14 protein-coding genes, 2 tRNA genes and 1 rRNA gene are annotated in these 14,930 nt (G+C 64.3%); 8 read left to right on the top strand and 9 right to left on the bottom strand.

The window, feature by feature from the left end; translation table 11 throughout:
• Positions 1 to 273 precede the first annotated feature (273 nt).
• The 3 genes from WJ35_RS00990 to WJ35_RS00980 form a co-directional block, all read right to left on the bottom strand.
• A tRNA-Ala gene (locus WJ35_RS00990) sits at positions 274 to 349 on the bottom strand.
• 38 nt (positions 350 to 387) lie between these two features.
• Positions 388 to 464: transfer RNA gene (locus WJ35_RS00985), tRNA-Ile, on the bottom strand.
• Between the two features lie 63 nt (positions 465 to 527).
• A 16S ribosomal RNA gene (locus tag WJ35_RS00980) occupies positions 528 to 2,060 on the bottom strand.
• Between the two features lie 565 nt (positions 2,061 to 2,625).
• Here WJ35_RS00980 and WJ35_RS00975 point away from each other — a divergent pair.
• The 4 genes from WJ35_RS00975 (at position 2,626) to WJ35_RS00960 (ending at position 6,408) form a co-directional block, all read left to right on the top strand.
• Positions 2,626 to 3,843 carry a DUF2863 family protein gene (locus WJ35_RS00975; RefSeq protein ID WP_069238617.1) on the top strand — a complete coding sequence of 406 codons (1,218 nt, stop codon included), beginning with the start codon at positions 2,626 to 2,628 and terminating at the stop codon, positions 3,841 to 3,843.
• A 199-nt stretch (positions 3,844 to 4,042) separates the two neighbouring features.
• Positions 4,043 to 4,879 carry a response regulator transcription factor gene (locus WJ35_RS00970; protein ID WP_069238616.1) on the top strand — a complete coding sequence of 279 codons (837 nt, stop codon included), beginning with the start codon at positions 4,043 to 4,045 and terminating at the stop codon, positions 4,877 to 4,879.
• Between the two features lie 75 nt (positions 4,880 to 4,954).
• Positions 4,955 to 5,629 (top strand): energy-coupling factor ABC transporter permease, encoded by a 675-nt coding sequence (locus WJ35_RS00965; RefSeq protein ID WP_069238615.1) that lies wholly within the window; start codon positions 4,955 to 4,957, stop codon positions 5,627 to 5,629.
• Positions 5,630 to 5,751: 122 nt separating this feature from the next.
• Complete coding sequence (locus WJ35_RS00960) at positions 5,752 to 6,408, top strand: BspC domain-containing protein (RefSeq protein WP_080434793.1); 657 nt, start codon at positions 5,752 to 5,754, stop codon at positions 6,406 to 6,408.
• An 85-nt stretch (positions 6,409 to 6,493) separates the two neighbouring features.
• Here the strand turns inward: WJ35_RS00960 and WJ35_RS00955 are convergent, their stop codons facing one another.
• Together WJ35_RS00955 and yaaA are read right to left on the bottom strand one after the other, a co-directional pair.
• Positions 6,494 to 7,648 (bottom strand): M14 family metallopeptidase, encoded by a 1,155-nt coding sequence (locus WJ35_RS00955; protein WP_060231898.1) that lies wholly within the window; start codon positions 7,646 to 7,648, stop codon positions 6,494 to 6,496.
• A gap of 55 nt (positions 7,649 to 7,703) precedes the next feature.
• Positions 7,704 to 8,486 (bottom strand): peroxide stress protein YaaA, encoded by a 783-nt coding sequence (gene yaaA / locus WJ35_RS00950; protein WP_010091218.1) that lies wholly within the window; start codon positions 8,484 to 8,486, stop codon positions 7,704 to 7,706.
• A 57-nt stretch (positions 8,487 to 8,543) separates the two neighbouring features.
• Here yaaA and WJ35_RS00945 point away from each other — a divergent pair, with 57 nt between their 5' ends.
• Entirely contained in the window at positions 8,544 to 9,041 is a 498-nt protein-coding gene (locus WJ35_RS00945; protein ID WP_029226397.1) for a putative toxin-antitoxin system toxin component, PIN family, read from the top strand.
• A 33-nt stretch (positions 9,042 to 9,074) separates the two neighbouring features.
• Positions 9,075 to 10,247 carry a pyridoxal phosphate-dependent aminotransferase gene (locus WJ35_RS00940; protein WP_069238614.1) on the top strand — a complete coding sequence of 391 codons (1,173 nt, stop codon included), beginning with the start codon at positions 9,075 to 9,077 and terminating at the stop codon, positions 10,245 to 10,247.
• A gap of 41 nt (positions 10,248 to 10,288) precedes the next feature.
• Here WJ35_RS00940 and WJ35_RS00935 read toward each other — a convergent pair whose 3' ends face one another.
• On the bottom strand, positions 10,289 to 10,945 hold the full coding sequence (locus WJ35_RS00935; protein WP_069238613.1) for a glutathione S-transferase: 657 nt from the start codon (positions 10,943 to 10,945) through the stop codon (positions 10,289 to 10,291).
• A 200-nt stretch (positions 10,946 to 11,145) separates the two neighbouring features.
• Here WJ35_RS00935 and WJ35_RS00930 point away from each other — a divergent pair, with 200 nt between their 5' ends.
• Together WJ35_RS00930 and WJ35_RS00925 are read left to right on the top strand one after the other, a co-directional pair.
• Positions 11,146 to 11,937 carry an oxepin-CoA hydrolase, alternative type gene (locus WJ35_RS00930; RefSeq protein WP_060231907.1) on the top strand — a complete coding sequence of 264 codons (792 nt, stop codon included), beginning with the start codon at positions 11,146 to 11,148 and terminating at the stop codon, positions 11,935 to 11,937.
• A gap of 138 nt (positions 11,938 to 12,075) precedes the next feature.
• Complete coding sequence (locus WJ35_RS00925; RefSeq protein WP_042586835.1) at positions 12,076 to 12,768, top strand: glutathione binding-like protein; 693 nt, start codon at positions 12,076 to 12,078, stop codon at positions 12,766 to 12,768.
• 45 nt (positions 12,769 to 12,813) lie between these two features.
• Here the strand turns inward: WJ35_RS00925 and WJ35_RS00920 are convergent, their stop codons facing one another.
• The 3 genes from WJ35_RS00920 to WJ35_RS00910 are packed head-to-tail and all read right to left on the bottom strand — an operon-like array spanning position 12,814 to position 14,925.
• On the bottom strand, positions 12,814 to 13,290 hold the full coding sequence (locus WJ35_RS00920) for a MaoC family dehydratase (protein WP_069238612.1): 477 nt from the start codon (positions 13,288 to 13,290) through the stop codon (positions 12,814 to 12,816).
• The gene (locus tag WJ35_RS00915) at positions 13,287 to 13,748 is read right to left on the bottom strand and encodes a MaoC family dehydratase (RefSeq protein ID WP_010091210.1); all 462 of its coding nucleotides are present in this window, start codon (positions 13,746 to 13,748) and stop codon (positions 13,287 to 13,289) included. Before WJ35_RS00915 ends, WJ35_RS00920 begins: the two co-directional genes overlap by 4 nt.
• Positions 13,749 to 13,791: 43 nt before the next feature.
• Positions 13,792 to 14,925 carry an acyl-CoA dehydrogenase family protein gene (locus tag WJ35_RS00910; protein WP_069238611.1) on the bottom strand — a complete coding sequence of 378 codons (1,134 nt, stop codon included), beginning with the start codon at positions 14,923 to 14,925 and terminating at the stop codon, positions 13,792 to 13,794.
• Positions 14,926 to 14,930: the final 5 nt, after the last annotated feature.

The following is a 14,930-nucleotide window of genomic DNA, read 5'->3' as shown; positions in this document are numbered from 1 at the left end:
CTGTCTCATCGACAGTCGCTACAGGTTGAGTTCTCGCGTTGTGCCGTATTCCAATTGAGCCGAACATGAAGTTCGAATCATCTTGAGATACATCGATACAATCACAACCCGGATAGTTTTCACGTCCATCTCGAGACGCTTCCGCTATCCAAATTACTTACTTCTTCCAGATTGTTAAAGAACGACAGCCGATATGGTGTTACTCATATCACTCTGACTGGCTCAATCGCCAATGACAAAAGCTCGACGCGTCGAACGCTTGTCATTGAGGATTGGTGGAGGCAGACGGGATCGAACCGACGACCCCCTGCTTGCAAAGCAGGTGCTCTCCCAGCTGAGCTATGCCCCCATGAGTACAGATGCCTCAGGGTGTTACCGCCAGACAAATGGTGGGTCTGGTTGGATTCGAACCAACGACCCCCGCCTTATCAAGACGGTGCTCTAACCGACTGAGCTACAGACCCCTGAGTCTGTCTTTAAATTTACAGCCGATAAGCGTGAGCGCTCAACTTTGCGATAAGCTCTGGAAAGGAGGTGATCCAGCCGCACCTTCCGATACGGCTACCTTGTTACGACTTCACCCCAGTCATGAATCCTACCGTGGTGACCGTCCTCCTTGCGGTTAGACTAGCCACTTCTGGTAAAACCCACTCCCATGGTGTGACGGGCGGTGTGTACAAGACCCGGGAACGTATTCACCGCGGCATGCTGATCCGCGATTACTAGCGATTCCAGCTTCATGCACTCGAGTTGCAGAGTGCAATCCGGACTACGATCGGTTTTCTGGGATTAGCTCCCCCTCGCGGGTTGGCAACCCTCTGTTCCGACCATTGTATGACGTGTGAAGCCCTACCCATAAGGGCCATGAGGACTTGACGTCATCCCCACCTTCCTCCGGTTTGTCACCGGCAGTCTCCTTAGAGTGCTCTTGCGTAGCAACTAAGGACAAGGGTTGCGCTCGTTGCGGGACTTAACCCAACATCTCACGACACGAGCTGACGACAGCCATGCAGCACCTGTGCGCCGGTTCTCTTTCGAGCACTCCCGAATCTCTTCAGGATTCCGACCATGTCAAGGGTAGGTAAGGTTTTTCGCGTTGCATCGAATTAATCCACATCATCCACCGCTTGTGCGGGTCCCCGTCAATTCCTTTGAGTTTTAATCTTGCGACCGTACTCCCCAGGCGGTCAACTTCACGCGTTAGCTACGTTACTAAGGAAATGAATCCCCAACAACTAGTTGACATCGTTTAGGGCGTGGACTACCAGGGTATCTAATCCTGTTTGCTCCCCACGCTTTCGTGCATGAGCGTCAGTATTGGCCCAGGGGGCTGCCTTCGCCATCGGTATTCCTCCACATCTCTACGCATTTCACTGCTACACGTGGAATTCTACCCCCCTCTGCCATACTCTAGCCTGCCAGTCACCAATGCAGTTCCCAGGTTGAGCCCGGGGATTTCACATCGGTCTTAGCAAACCGCCTGCGCACGCTTTACGCCCAGTAATTCCGATTAACGCTTGCACCCTACGTATTACCGCGGCTGCTGGCACGTAGTTAGCCGGTGCTTATTCTTCCGGTACCGTCATCCCCCGACTGTATTAGAGCCAAGGATTTCTTTCCGGACAAAAGTGCTTTACAACCCGAAGGCCTTCTTCACACACGCGGCATTGCTGGATCAGGCTTTCGCCCATTGTCCAAAATTCCCCACTGCTGCCTCCCGTAGGAGTCTGGGCCGTGTCTCAGTCCCAGTGTGGCTGGTCGTCCTCTCAGACCAGCTACTGATCGTCGCCTTGGTAGGCCTTTACCCCACCAACTAGCTAATCAGCCATCGGCCAACCCTATAGCGCGAGGCCCGAAGGTCCCCCGCTTTCATCCATAGATCGTATGCGGTATTAATCCGGCTTTCGCCGGGCTATCCCCCACTACAGGACATGTTCCGATGTATTACTCACCCGTTCGCCACTCGCCACCAGGTGCAAGCACCCGTGCTGCCGTTCGACTTGCATGTGTAAGGCATGCCGCCAGCGTTCAATCTGAGCCAGGATCAAACTCTTCAGTTTAAACCTGTTACTGTTTTCGGTTCCGTTAAGAACCGGTCGCTCACTCAAAGCTGACAGGTATATGAATCTCTTCATAAACCTGACTTACTTTAGTGTGAGACTCTTGATACTTTTGCCTATCCGATCTGACGATCGGCTCGCTTCGATCAAGCGCCCACACTTATCGGCTGTTAATTTTTAAAGAACGTTGCTGCGAGAAAAGCGTCTTTCCCAGCAGCGCTGCGTTGTCAGCAGCAGAGAAGAGAGATTATGAACCGTCTTTCTTCACTCGTCAACAACTTTTTGAACTGCTTCGTTGTGACGGTGAGGGGTTCAGCTTCGTGTGCACCTGGGTCACCACATCCACCCAACCGCACCGCTTCCCTTCTTCCTTCCGCGCCGCGTTTCCGGTAGCGCGAAAGAGGCGTAATTCTATGCAGCTCACGGCAATCGCGCAAGGGGTTTGACGAACTTTTCTTCGTCTTCCCGGCGCCGGCCCGGAGGCATGCCCGGGCACGATGGCGCTTAAGGTGCGAAGAACGGACTAGAATATGAGGTTCTTCGCCCCTTTCTATACGAATTTAATATGCGCCAGCGAATCGCCAAACGTCTTCCTCCCGATGCCGACAAACTGGTCGGCCTGTCGCTTGCGCTCTTCGCCTCCGGCAGCCGCATCGAGGATCGCTTCTGGGAAGCGAAGCTCGACGCGCTACTCGCCAAGATCGTTCGCAATGGCAACCAGACCACGCTCGATGCGGCCCTCGACCATCTCCAGCAGAATCATCCGGATGCATACGGCGCGCTTGCCGACATGGCCGAGACGCACAGCGAGTCGATGGTGATCGAACACGACGGCCAACCGCACGATGCGCTGCTGATCGCAGTGCCCGTGCTGGCGTGGACGCGCTACGTGATCCCGTCGGGGCCGCTGAAGGCGGACACCGCCGAAGCCCTGCGCACGCATCTGCAGGCGCACGTCCTCGCCAACGGCACGCTCGTCGGGCTTGCCCCGTTCCTCTACAGCATCGACCAGTTGCCGCGGCATCACGTCGAAACCTACCGCCTCGCCCAACAACTCGCGCATGCCGCGCTCGGCCAGCACGCCGCCAAGCTCAACTTCGGCGACCTGCCCGAGACTTCGCCGATCCTGGCCGATCCGCGCTTCCTGCTTGCCGTCGTGGCCGCCCCGGCGGGCGCCCCGCTGTTCCGCTGGCAAGAGGAAGAGCACGGCTCCCGGATCGAACGCGGCCAGTGCCTCGAGCAATGGACTGCACAAGGCGGTCCGAACCTCGCAATCGCCCTGCCCGGATGTGAATTCGAATGCCTGCTTCCGGACGCGTACTATTCGGCCTGCCGCGATGCCGACGAAAGGATTCGCCCGCACACGGTCCGAACGGCGATTCGTTATCTTTTTGACACACTTGGTGCAGCGCCGCAGGAACTGCGCGCGGTGGTCGCCGGCTTCGGCGAACGTCGTATCGACGAGTACCGCGTGGGCTTTACGCGAAGGGCGAGCAACGACGTGATCTACGGCGTCGTCTGGCCGCTTTACGGCCGTGAGAATGGGGATGTAGCGACCGATAACGGCGCGCTCGAAGGCGACGTGCCGATCGACGGGCCGCTCGAGGAAATCGTCAGCCTGCTGAAGGAGTGCGGCGTGACGGACGTTCGCCGGCATGCGGGCCGCTTCGAACCGGAATATTGCGACGACTGCGGCGTGCCGCTCTATGCGGATCCGCTCGGCGAAATCGTCCATGCGGAAATGCCGGAAGACGCCTCTCCCGCCCAGCCGCACTTTCACTGAACCACGCCGCGGGCCACCTGCCCGAAGCCGCTCCGGTTTCTGCCGGAGCGGCTTTTTTTCGCACCGGCGCGCCTTCCCGTCCAAATTTCAGACTTCTCCTAAGCCTTTCAGCCAAGCAGACATCGTGTAAGGTCTTTGTCACTATCGGATCGAAGACATGCCGACGGCGGATCAACGACTCATCTCATGGAGGTTGGATATGCGGTTCCTGGTGCTGAACTCAGACGCCGAACGGCGTGACGGACTGAAGGTGCTGCTACGACAGATCGACCGTCACGCCACCATCAACGATGCGCCCGACGGTTTCCAGGCGCGTCGGCTGCTGCGCACCGAGCGCTTCGACCTGGTCGCGATCAACTGGCCGGATGTCGGCCGCCACGGTGAGTTGCAGGCGCTCTGCAGCGCGTGCTCGCCGACGCCCGTTGCGGTGATGGTCGACGAGTCGACGCCGGCAGCCATCCAGCGGTTCTACGACTACGGCGTCACCGGCGTGATCCCTCGCTCGACACGGCCGCACCTGATCGTCCGCGCATTCGAAATGGTGCTGCTCGGCGGACATTACATTCCCCCCATCGCGCTGAGCCTGCTGCCCTCGCCTGCCGGGACACGCAACGACACCCATTTCCAGACGCTCGCCGGCACGTTGCCGCGCCGCCCGCCGAGCGGGCTGCTATCGCCGCGGCAAGCGCAGATCATGCGTTTCGTCCACATGGGCAACACCAACAAGATGATCGCGCGCACGCTCGGCATCAGCGAAGGCACCGTGAAGATCCACCTCGCGAGCATTTTCCAGCAACTTGGCGCGACCAATCGCGCCGCCGCGGTCGCGATCTACAACGGCTGGCTGTCTCCGCACCTCGAGGTGTTGCTGGCCAACCGCGACCGGGCCGGCAAACCCGCCATCGGCGAGCGCGGCCCGATTCCGCTGCGCAAGCACCGGAACGATCGCCGCTATCCGTCGCCCGCGGCGAACGCCGGCCCCCACGATCTGCCGATCGCAGCCGAGCCGAGCGTACGGTTTCGGCGCGAGCGTTAGTCGGACAGTATCGATATTGCGACGGTCGGCATTCGCGAATTCCCAGCTTTGATGTTCAACGAGTAATATGGACGCATGGGTTTTCTCTTCACACCGCTTCCGCTATGGGTTGGCGTCGGTGGCTGGATCGCCGCCGCGGCCCTGCTCGCGCTGGCGATCTGGAAGCGCCCGTTCGTCCGTCTCCAGGATGCGACGCTCCAGCACGTATGGCTCGCGCTCATCACGGCGATCACGGTGCTCTGGGCGTCGAACGCCTGGCTCGAAGACGGACTCGTCATGCACCTGCTCGGCGCGACCCTGCTCGTCACATTATTCGACTGGACACTCGCGCTGATCGCGATGGGCGTGGTCACGTGCATCGCCGCAGTGGTCTTCGATGCGCCATGGCAAGGCATCGGCCTCACTTATCTGGTGTACGGCGCGCTGCCCGTCGCCGTGTCCGCGGTGCTGCAGCGCGCCGCGCTCGCGTGGCTGCCGCACAATCTGTCATCGTTCATTACCGGCCAGGGGTTTCTGTCGCCCGCCATCACGATCGTCGCGGTCGCCGCCGCAGCGGCCGGGGTGCAGCTCGCACTCGCGGACGGCACCGCCATCGTCATTCCGTCCGGCTATCTGTGGAACACGGCCTTGCTCGCGCTCGGCGAAGCATGGTTCACCGGCATGGCGACAGCCCTCATCGCCGTCTATCGCCCTGCCTGGGTCACGACTTTCGACGTCCGGCGCTATCGTCTCGGCGGCCCGCGCGCGTAAACGGCACGCGCCGTGCGCCGGGTCGTATTGCGCAGCGCGGCAGAGTACGGCATCTAAGGCCGCACAACTTTTTTACGCTAAGATTGAACTCCGGTTCTTCATCGGGCATCTATACGTGCCCGATGTCTTATTTGCTCCTCACCAATAACCAGATGGACAGCTCACCCGCCCCGCTCCGAATTCTCAGAGCGTTCGGCAAGCTGGCAGCCTGTGTCGCCGGTCTGTCGCTTGCACTTCCGGCGCCGGTCTTCGCCGACCTCCTCGACCAGCGCTCCGAACTGATCAACAAATTCGTCAACGAGATGCATGCCGATCCGCTCGTCGCGGACTGCGCGGCCCACGGCAGCTTCATCGCCAGCACGTCGTCGGCCTTCGATCGCGTCGAATTCCCGCCCAGTGCGTTCGACAGCGGCAAAGCGACGATCACGCCGTGGAACGACGCGTTCGACCAAGGCAAGCAGCGCGTCAAGGTCGACAACATCGTCACCGTCGACGGGCTCGGCATTCACAACGACGGCAGCGACTCGACACCGCTGAAATTCCGTTGCGGATATGTCGGCCAGCAGATGCTCGCGTTCGGCTGGAACGATCCGGTTCCGCCGCTCAAGCCACGTGCCGAACGGCCTGCGCCGTCGAAGAAGAGCTTCAAAGGCAAGTCGGCGAAGGGCAAGACCAAGGCGAAAGCATCCGGCCGCACCGCCAAGAAGGCTTCGGCAACGAAGCGATCCACGCCCCAGAAGAAGGCCGTGAAGAAGAAATCAACGGCTAAGAAGTCCTGACACGACGGGCGACAACGGCCAAGCGAAAAAAAGCCGGGACATCCAGTGATGCCCCGGCTTTCTTATTGCCCCGCCGAAAACGCGCTTACGCGAACGTCTCGATGTGTCGCAGGATCGCGGCCAGCATCGCCGCGCCGAGCGCCGCGCTGCGTTCGCCGTTCCAGCCGACGCGCTCGTCGGGCAGGTTCGCGTTGTCCTTGAACGGCATCTCGAGCGTCAACGACAGGCATCCGAACCGGTGCCCGATGTACTTCGACGCGAGCTTGAGCGCATCCTCCTTGTACTTGCTCGCCGCGTAGCCGTGCTCGTCCTGAAAGTCCGGGCTCGCAACCTTGAACGCGTCGATGAACGCCGTCTGCTCGATCCCTTGCTGCTCGGTGAAGCTCGGCAGCATTTCCGAGCCCGCGACGAACACGTACGGCAGATCCTCGTCGCCGTGGATGTCGAAGAACAGATCGCAGCCGGTCGCGTGAATCGCTTCGCGCACGACCCGCACCTCGGGGCTGCGCGCGGCATCCGGCTCCATCCATTCGCGATTCAGGTTCGCGCCGGCGGCGTTGGTCCGCAGGTTGCCGTGCGCGCTGCCGTCGGGATTCATGTTCGGCACGATGTAGAACGTCGCACGGTCGTAAAGCTTGCGCGCGACCGGATCGCCCGCCCAGTCGCCCCAACCGGCAAGACGCTTGACGAGCCCCTCGACGAACCACTCGGCCATCGTCTCGCCCGGATGCTGGCGCGCAATGATCCACACCTTCTTCTTCGGCGCGCCCTCCGTGTCCGGCGCGCCGAGCGTCAGCAGCGACATCGGCCGCCCTTCGACGGTCCGGCCGAGCTCGGTCACGCTCGCCTGCGGCAATTGCTGAACCGCGCCGAGAAACGCCGCATGACGCTCTTCCGAGTACGGCTCGAAATACGCGTAATAGATGCTGTCGAACTCGGGCGTATGGTCGATCGTCATCGTCTTGCCGTCGAACGTCGTCGGCACGCGGAACCAGTCGACCCGGTCGTAGCTCGCGACCGCGCTGTAGTTGCGCCAGCCCGACGGATACGCGCATTCGGCCGCGTTCTCGAACGTCATCACGCAACGCTCGCCGCGCACGCCCGTCACGCGGTAGTAGAACCACTGCGCGAATTCCGCCTGATTGTCGCCGCGCACGCGCAGACGGATCGCGTCCGGCCGCTCGCACGACACGACGTCGATCGCGCCGGCGTCGAAATTACTGGTGATCGAAAGGGTCATCGTCTCTCCTGTCCCATGCAAGGCTGCGCCGGCGGTCTCGTGAACCGCCCGCAGGTCACTCGCCGACTCGCCGGCGATATACGTAAGTCGAATCGTTCGATGCGGCTTCGTCGAACGCATAGCCTTCCGCCGCGAAATCCCTCAGCGCCTGCGGTTCGGCGATCCGGTTCTCGACGACATAGCGGGCCATCAGGCCGCGCGCGCGCTTCGCATGGAAGCTGATGATCTTGTAGCGGCCGCCCTTCCAGTCCTCGAACACCGGCGTGACGACCGGCGCGGCCAGCAGCTTCGGCTTGACCGACTTGAAATACTCGGTCGACGCGCAGTTGACCAGCACCCGCGACGCGCCGCTGCGGGTTTCCAGCTGCGCGTTCAACGCGCGGGTGATCCGGTCGCCCCAGAACGCATAGAGATCCTTGCCGCGCCCGTTCGCGAAGCGCGTGCCCATCTCGAGCCGGTACGGCTGCAACAGGTCGAGCGGGCGCAGCAGCCCGTACAGTCCCGACAGCACGCGCACGTGCTGCTGCGCGTAATCGAGGTCCGCCGCCGACAGCGACTTCGCGTCGAAGCCTTCGTACACGTCGCCGTTGAACGCGAGCACCGCCTGCTTCGCGTTCGCGGGCGAGAACGCCGGCGACCAGTCCGCGTAGCGCTGGAAGTTCAGGCGCGCGAGCGGATCGGAGATGTCCATCAGCGTCGCGATGTCCTGCGGCGACAGCTTGCGCAGCCCGTCGATCAACTCCGACGCGTCGTCGACGAACGCAGGCTCGGTGTAGGTCGCGACATGGGCAGGGGTGTCGTAGTCGAGGGATTTCGCGGGAGAGAGAACGATTATCATAGAGGCTCGCTGGCACGCCGTGCCGTGCGGTCAGACGAAAACCACCGATTGTAACGAATGCCCAGCTCCCCCGCCCCGCGCGCCGCATGTCGCGTCGTGCTCGATTCGAACGTCTGGATCGACATCCTCGTCTTCGACGATCCCGCCACGCGCCCGATCCGGGCCGCGCTAGAGCGCGGCGCGCTCGTCGCGCTGATCGACGGCCGCTGCCTGACCGAGCTCGAGCACGTGCTCGACTATCCGCAGTTTCAGGCGCGCGCGGTCGACAAGGCGGCCGCGCTCGCAACCGTCGCCCGCCTCGCGCAAAGGGTCGAACCGCCGCCGGTCGCCGCCGACGCGCCGCCACTGCCGAAATGCAAGGATCGCGACGATCAGAAGTTTCTCGAACTGGCGCGCGCCGCGCAAGCCGAGTGGCTCGTGTCGAAGGACCGGGCGCTGCTCAAGCTCGCGAAGCGCACCGCGCGCGACTTCGGCTTCCGGATCGCCCAGCCCGCGCCGTTCACCGACGCGTGCACGCTCGACGTCGCCATCGCCGACGCGGCCACGCCGGCCTGAGCCGCCGGCGCCCTTCACTTCCGACAGCCACCGATGAACGCTCCCTCCGACATGCCAACGACTCCCGTTTTCCCCTCGCGTCTGCCGAACGTCGGCACGACGATCTTCACGGTCATGAGCGCGCTTGCCGCCGAGAAAGGCGCCGTCAACCTCGGCCAGGGCTTCCCGGACTTCGATTGCGACCCGCGGATCGTCGACGCGGTCGCCGCCGCGATGCGCGACGGCCACAACCAGTATCCGCCGATGGCCGGCGTCGCGCCGCTGCGCGAAGCGATCGCCGACAAGATCGCGCAGGTGTACGGCCGCCGCTACGATCCGGCGACCGAGATCACGGTGACGGCCGGCGCGACGCAGGCGCTGCTCACCGCGATCCTGTGCGCGGTGCACCCGGGTGACGAGGTGATCGTCGTCGAGCCGACCTACGACAGCTACCTGCCGTCGATCGAACTCGCGGGCGGCAAGCCGGTATTCATCACGCTGGAAGCGCCGGACTACGCGATCCCGTTCGATCGCCTCGCGGCCGCGATCACGCCGAAGACGCGGATGATCCTGATCAACACGCCGCACAATCCGACCGGCACCGTGTGGCGCGAAGCGGACATGCGCAAGCTCGAGGAGATCGTGCGCGGCACCAACCTGCTGATCCTGTCGGACGAGGTGTACGAGCACATGGTGTACGACGGCGCGCGCCATGAAAGCGTCGCGCGCTATCCGGAGCTGGCCGCGCGCAGCTTCATCGTGTCCAGCTTCGGCAAGACCTATCACGTGACGGGCTGGAAGGTCGGCTACGTGGCCGCGCCCGCCGCGCTCAGCGCGGAGTTCCGCAAGGTCCATCAGTTCAACGTATTCACGGTGAATACGCCGATGCAGTTCGGGCTCGCCGACTACCTGCGCGACCCGGCGCCGTACCTGACGCTCGCCGGCTTCTACCAGGACAAGCGCGACTTCTTCCGCGCCGGCCTCGAACGCACGCGGTTCAAGCTGCTGCCGTGCTCGGGCACGTATTTCCAGTGCGTCGACTATTCGGCAATCAGCGACCTGCCCGAAGCGGAATTCTCGAAGTGGCTCACGACGGAAATCGGCGTCGCGGCGATCCCGGTGTCGGCGTTCTATCACGCGCCGCATGAATCGGGCGTCGTGCGCTTCTGCTTCGCGAAGCAGGAGCGCACGCTCGCGTCCGCACTGGAACGGCTGGCGCGCCTGTAACCGGGGCGCCGCCGCGAGCCGCGCGGGCGGCCGGGCCGTGCTTACGAACGCGCGAGGTTTGCCGCTTCAACGTACGCCTTGCGGTCGGCGGCCACGCGCTGCGCGGCGGGCCGTGCGCCGACCAGCTTCGCGTGCGCCTTCCAGTCGATGCCCGCTTCGAGCAGGAAATCGCGGCCGTAGACCGTCTTCGTCGCCATGCCGATGACCGGCAGGTGGATCGACGCGGCGATGTCCGCGAGACCGAACGAATCGCCGAGCACGTAGGGCGAAAAGCGCGTCATCGTCTTGAACGCGTCGATCGCGCGCGGCAGGCGCTTCTCGACGTGCGCCTTCATCCCGTCGCTGACCTTCCCGCCGAAAAACGCTTCCGTATAGACCTCGCGCGCGGTCCATTCGAGATACAGCTCGAGCGTCTCGACGAGCTCACGCACCTTCGCCGCCGCAAACGGGTCGGACGGGAAAATCGGCTTGTCCGGATAGCGCGCCGCCAGATATTCGATGATCACCTGCGATTCGAACAGCGCGCCCTGTTCGGTCTTCAGGAACGGAATCTTGCCGAGCGGCGTATCGGCGAGTACAGCCGGATCACTGATCGGCAGGCCGCACGGCGCTTCCTCGAACGGAATGCCGTACTCGAGCAGGACGAACTTCACCTTGTTGTAGTAGTTGGACAACGGAATACCGCACAGCTGTAGCATCGGAGTCTCCTTCCTCGCGGGATGTGGCCGGGCCGGTGCCCGGCGCATCGGGATTCGTCGTGCTGAAAAGCACGTTCGTGCTAGTCTAAGGCAGTTTCAATTCTGTCACGACTTCGCTGCCTCCGCAGCCGCGACATCATCGCCTGTCCGTGCAGCGAATGCGGCATCGCAGCCGCGCCATTCGATGGAGACACACTCGCATGAGTGCTGAACTGCTGGCGTCACGCCCGTCCGACAGCGAATCGACGCTCGTCCTCACGCTGTCCAATCCCGGCGCGCGCAACGCGCTGCATCCCGACATGTATGCGGCGGGCATCGAAGCGCTCGCCACCGCCGAGCGCGATCCCGCGATTCGCGCGGTCGTGCTCACCGGCGCCGACCGCTTCTTCTGCGCGGGCGGCAACCTGAACCGGCTGCTCGACAACCGCTCGAAGGACCCATCCCATCAGGCCGACAGCATCGACCTGCTCGGTGCGTGGGTCGCCGCGATCCACGCGTCGACGAAGCCCGTCATCGCGGCGGTCGAAGGGGCCGCGGCCGGCGCCGGCTTCTCGCTCGCGCTCGCCTGCGACCTGATCGTCGCCGCGCACGATGCGAAGTTCGTGATGTCGTATGCGCGCGTCGGCCTGACGCCGGACGGCGGCGGCTCGTGGTTCCTCGCCCGCGCGCTGCCGCGCGCGCTCGCGGCCGAGATTCTGTTCGAAGGCAAGCCCGTCGCGGCCGAGCGCCTGCATGCGCTCGGCGTCGTCAACCGCCTCGCCGCGCCCGGCGCCGCACTCGCCGACGCGCTGGCCTGGGCCGACGCGCTCGCGAACATCTCGCCGAATGCGCTGACGCGCATCAAGGCGCTGCTCGACGACGCGGCCGCGCAGCCGCTCGACGCGCATCTCGTCACCGAACGCGACCATTTCGTCGCGTCCCTGTATCACGCGGATGCGCTCGAAGGCATCACCGCGTTTCTCGACAAACGCGCGGCGCGCTACAAACGCTGATCACGAAATTTGCGCTCGCACGCTGCGTCGAACGGCGCGCGGCGGCCGCCGGCAGCCTGCGTCGATCCGTGCTCTAATGACCGCCTGTCGCGGCGCCCCGGCGGCGCCGCTATCGCGGACGCATTGAAGGAGGTGACGATGATCGACGTCTACAGCTGGGCGACCCCGAACGGCCACAAGGTGCACATCCTGCTCGAGGAAACCGGCCTCGAATATCGCGTGCACCCGATCGATATCGGCGCGGGCGACCAGTTCCAGCCGGATTTCCTGAAGATCAGCCCGAACAACAAGATTCCCGCGATCGTCGATGCGGACGGCCCCGGCGGCAAGCCGATCGCGCTGTTCGAGTCGGGCGCGATCCTGATCTATCTCGCGGAAAAGACCGGCCGGTTCCTGCCGGCGGACCCTGCCGCGCGCTACGCGACGCTGCAATGGCTGATGTTCCAGATGGGCGGCATCGGCCCGATGCTCGGGCAGGCGCATCACTTTCGCCTCTACGCGCCGGAGAAGATCGACTACGCGGTCAACCGCTATACGAACGAAGCGCACCGCCTCTACAACGTGATGGACAAGCGGCTCGGCGAAACCGCGTATCTCGCCGGCGACGACTACACGATCGCCGACATCGCGACGTTCCCGTGGACGCGCTCGTGGCAGAACCAGGGGATCGAGCTCGACGAATTCCCGAACGTGAAGCGCTGGCATGAGGCGATCGCCGCGCGGCCGGCGGTGCAGCGCGGCGTCGAGGTGCTGGCGTCGCTGCGCAAGGCGCTGCAGGACGACAAGGCGCGCGAGGTGCTGTTCGGCGCAACGCAGTACGCGAAGCACTGAACGACGCGCCTCGTGCGACGCTGCGGCACCGGCGATGCCGCAGCGTCAGAAGTAGTGCAGCGTGATGAATTCCGCCGCGCAGACGAGCATCGGCGCATCGGCTTGCTCGACCTGCATCGACACCCGCCACGTCACCTGCACGCCGCCCTGCGCGGCGTCGGCTGCTTCCTTCACGGCGAACAGCGCACGCACGCGCGCGCCGACCGGCACCGGCCTCACGAAGCGCACGCGGTTCAGTCCGTAGTTCACGCCCATCTTCTGCTCGAAACGCATCGCGTCGGTCATCAACACGGGAATCAGCGACAGCGTCAGGAAACCGTGCGCAACCGGACCGCCGAACGGCGATTCGCGTCGCGCACGCTCGGGATCGACGTGAATCCACTGATGATCGCCCGTCGCGTCGGCGAACCCGTCGACGCGGTGCTGGTCGACGACGATCCATCCGCTTGCGAGCGGCGCTTCGCCGACGCGCGCCGTCAGCGCCTGCGCCGATGCGATCAGCGGCAAGGCCTCCGCCGTCACGCGCTCGCTCCGGCCGGATCGCGCAGCCCGAAGATCACCTTCGAACGCACGGTGATCACCGTCTCGCCGCCGCCGTTGACGCCGATCCACTCGGTCGTCACGATGCCGCGATCGGGCTTGCTCGCCGACACGCGCTTGTCGTGGATCTTCTGGTACATCGTGATCGTGTCGCCGACGCGCACCGGCTTCAGCCAGCGGATCTCGTCGATGCCCGGCGAACCCATGCTGGTCGAGCCCGGCAGCACGTTGCGCACCAGCATGCCCATGAACACCGAGCAGGTATGCCAGCCGCTCGCGACGAGACCGCCGAACGGCGAGGCTTCCGCCGCCGCCTCGTCCATGTGAAACGGCTGCGGGTCGTAGCGCCCGGCGAACGTCTTGATGTCGTCCGCCTCGAACGTGTAGCGACCGACTTCGGTCGTGGCGCCGACCACCAGATCTTCGTAACTGATACCCACTCTGTCTCTCCTTGGTTTGCGCGCACACGCGCCGTATTTGCCGCTACGCCGCGTCGGCCTGCATGAACTCAGGCAGCGCCGCGATGCGTGCGAGATGGTGATCGGTGTCGCCGAGCGTCGTCTCGATGATCGACAGGCGCTTGAACAGATGCGCAGCCGCCACCTCGTTGGTCACGCCCATCCCGCCGTGCAACTGTACCGCCTGCTGGCCGACGAAGCGCGCGGCCTGCCCGACGCGCGCCTTCGCGGCCGACACGGCCTTGCGCCGCGCATCGGCATCGTCGCTCGCGTAGCGCACCGCGGCAAGATAGGTCAGCGAACGCGCCTGCTCCGCGTGGATCAGCATGTCGACCATCCGGTGCTGCAGCGCCTGGAAACGCGCGATCGGCACGCCGAACTGCTCGCGCGTCTTCGTGTATTCGACGGTGGCGCGGTTCAGTTCGTCGAGCGCGCCGACCGCCTCGGCGCACAGCAGCACGGTCGCGTAGTCGGCGATCCGCTCGAGCGCCGCCGCATCGCGTTCGCCCCCCGCGAGCCGGCGCGCGGGCGTGTCGTTGAGCCGGATCGTCGCCGCGCGCTGGCCGTCGATCGTCCGGTAATCGGTGAGCGTCACGCCCGCGGCGTCGCGCTCGACGACGAACAGGCCGATACCGCCGCCGTCGACGCGCGCGGGCACGATCCACACATCCGCTTGCGCGCCGTGCTGCACGATCGACTTGGTGCCGCTCAGCCGGCACGCGCCGCCCTGCTCGTGCGCATGCGTACCGAGCTCGTACAGCTCGTAGCGCGCGTGCAGCTCGTGGAATGCGACGGCCAGCCGCTTGTGCCCCTGCGCGACCGCTTCCAGCAGCGCGGCATCGTCGCCGCTGCCCGAGCCCGCGACCCGCAACGCCTCGACGCCGACCGCCGTTGCCCAGTACGGCTCGACGACGAGCGCGCGGCCGAGCGCCTGCAGCGCGACCAGCATGTCGATCGCGCTCCCGCCGAAGCCGCCCTGCGCGTCCGGCACCGGCAGCGCGGTCAGCCCCAGTTCCGTGAACGCCTGCCATTGCGTGTCCGACACGCCGGCTTCGCTGCGCACGATCGCCTGGCGCGTTTCGAAGCCGTATTGCTCGTCGAGATAACGACGCAGCGCGTCGGCGAATTGCTGCTGCTCGTCGGTAAAGGTGAAGTCCATGTGCC

The organism is Burkholderia ubonensis, assembly GCF_001718695.1.
In the GTDB taxonomy this organism is placed as follows: domain Bacteria; phylum Pseudomonadota; class Gammaproteobacteria; order Burkholderiales; family Burkholderiaceae; genus Burkholderia; species Burkholderia ubonensis_B.
The sequence above is the reverse complement of the archived record's forward strand: the minus strand, read 5'-3'. Positions and strand labels throughout refer to the sequence as shown.

Coding starts and splice junctions, on each gene's coding strand:
- WJ35_RS00975 (WP_069238617.1), top strand. CDS start 2,626: ATGCGCCAGCGAATCGCCAAACGTCTTCCTCCCGATGCCGACAAACTG.
- WJ35_RS00970 (WP_069238616.1), top strand. CDS start 4,043: ATGCGGTTCCTGGTGCTGAACTCAGACGCCGAACGGCGTGACGGACTG.
- WJ35_RS00965 (WP_069238615.1), top strand. CDS start 4,955: ATGGGTTTTCTCTTCACACCGCTTCCGCTATGGGTTGGCGTCGGTGGC.
- WJ35_RS00960 (WP_080434793.1), top strand. CDS start 5,752: ATGTCTTATTTGCTCCTCACCAATAACCAGATGGACAGCTCACCCGCC.
- WJ35_RS00955 (WP_060231898.1), bottom strand. CDS start 7,648: ATGACCCTTTCGATCACCAGTAATTTCGACGCCGGCGCGATCGACGTC.
- yaaA (WP_010091218.1), bottom strand. CDS start 8,486: ATGATAATCGTTCTCTCTCCCGCGAAATCCCTCGACTACGACACCCCT.
- WJ35_RS00945 (WP_029226397.1), top strand. CDS start 8,544: ATGCCCAGCTCCCCCGCCCCGCGCGCCGCATGTCGCGTCGTGCTCGAT.
- WJ35_RS00940 (WP_069238614.1), top strand. CDS start 9,075: ATGAACGCTCCCTCCGACATGCCAACGACTCCCGTTTTCCCCTCGCGT.
- WJ35_RS00935 (WP_069238613.1), bottom strand. CDS start 10,945: ATGCTACAGCTGTGCGGTATTCCGTTGTCCAACTACTACAACAAGGTG.
- WJ35_RS00930 (WP_060231907.1), top strand. CDS start 11,146: ATGAGTGCTGAACTGCTGGCGTCACGCCCGTCCGACAGCGAATCGACG.
- WJ35_RS00925 (WP_042586835.1), top strand. CDS start 12,076: ATGATCGACGTCTACAGCTGGGCGACCCCGAACGGCCACAAGGTGCAC.
- WJ35_RS00910 (WP_069238611.1), bottom strand. CDS start 14,925: ATGGACTTCACCTTTACCGACGAGCAGCAGCAATTCGCCGACGCGCTG.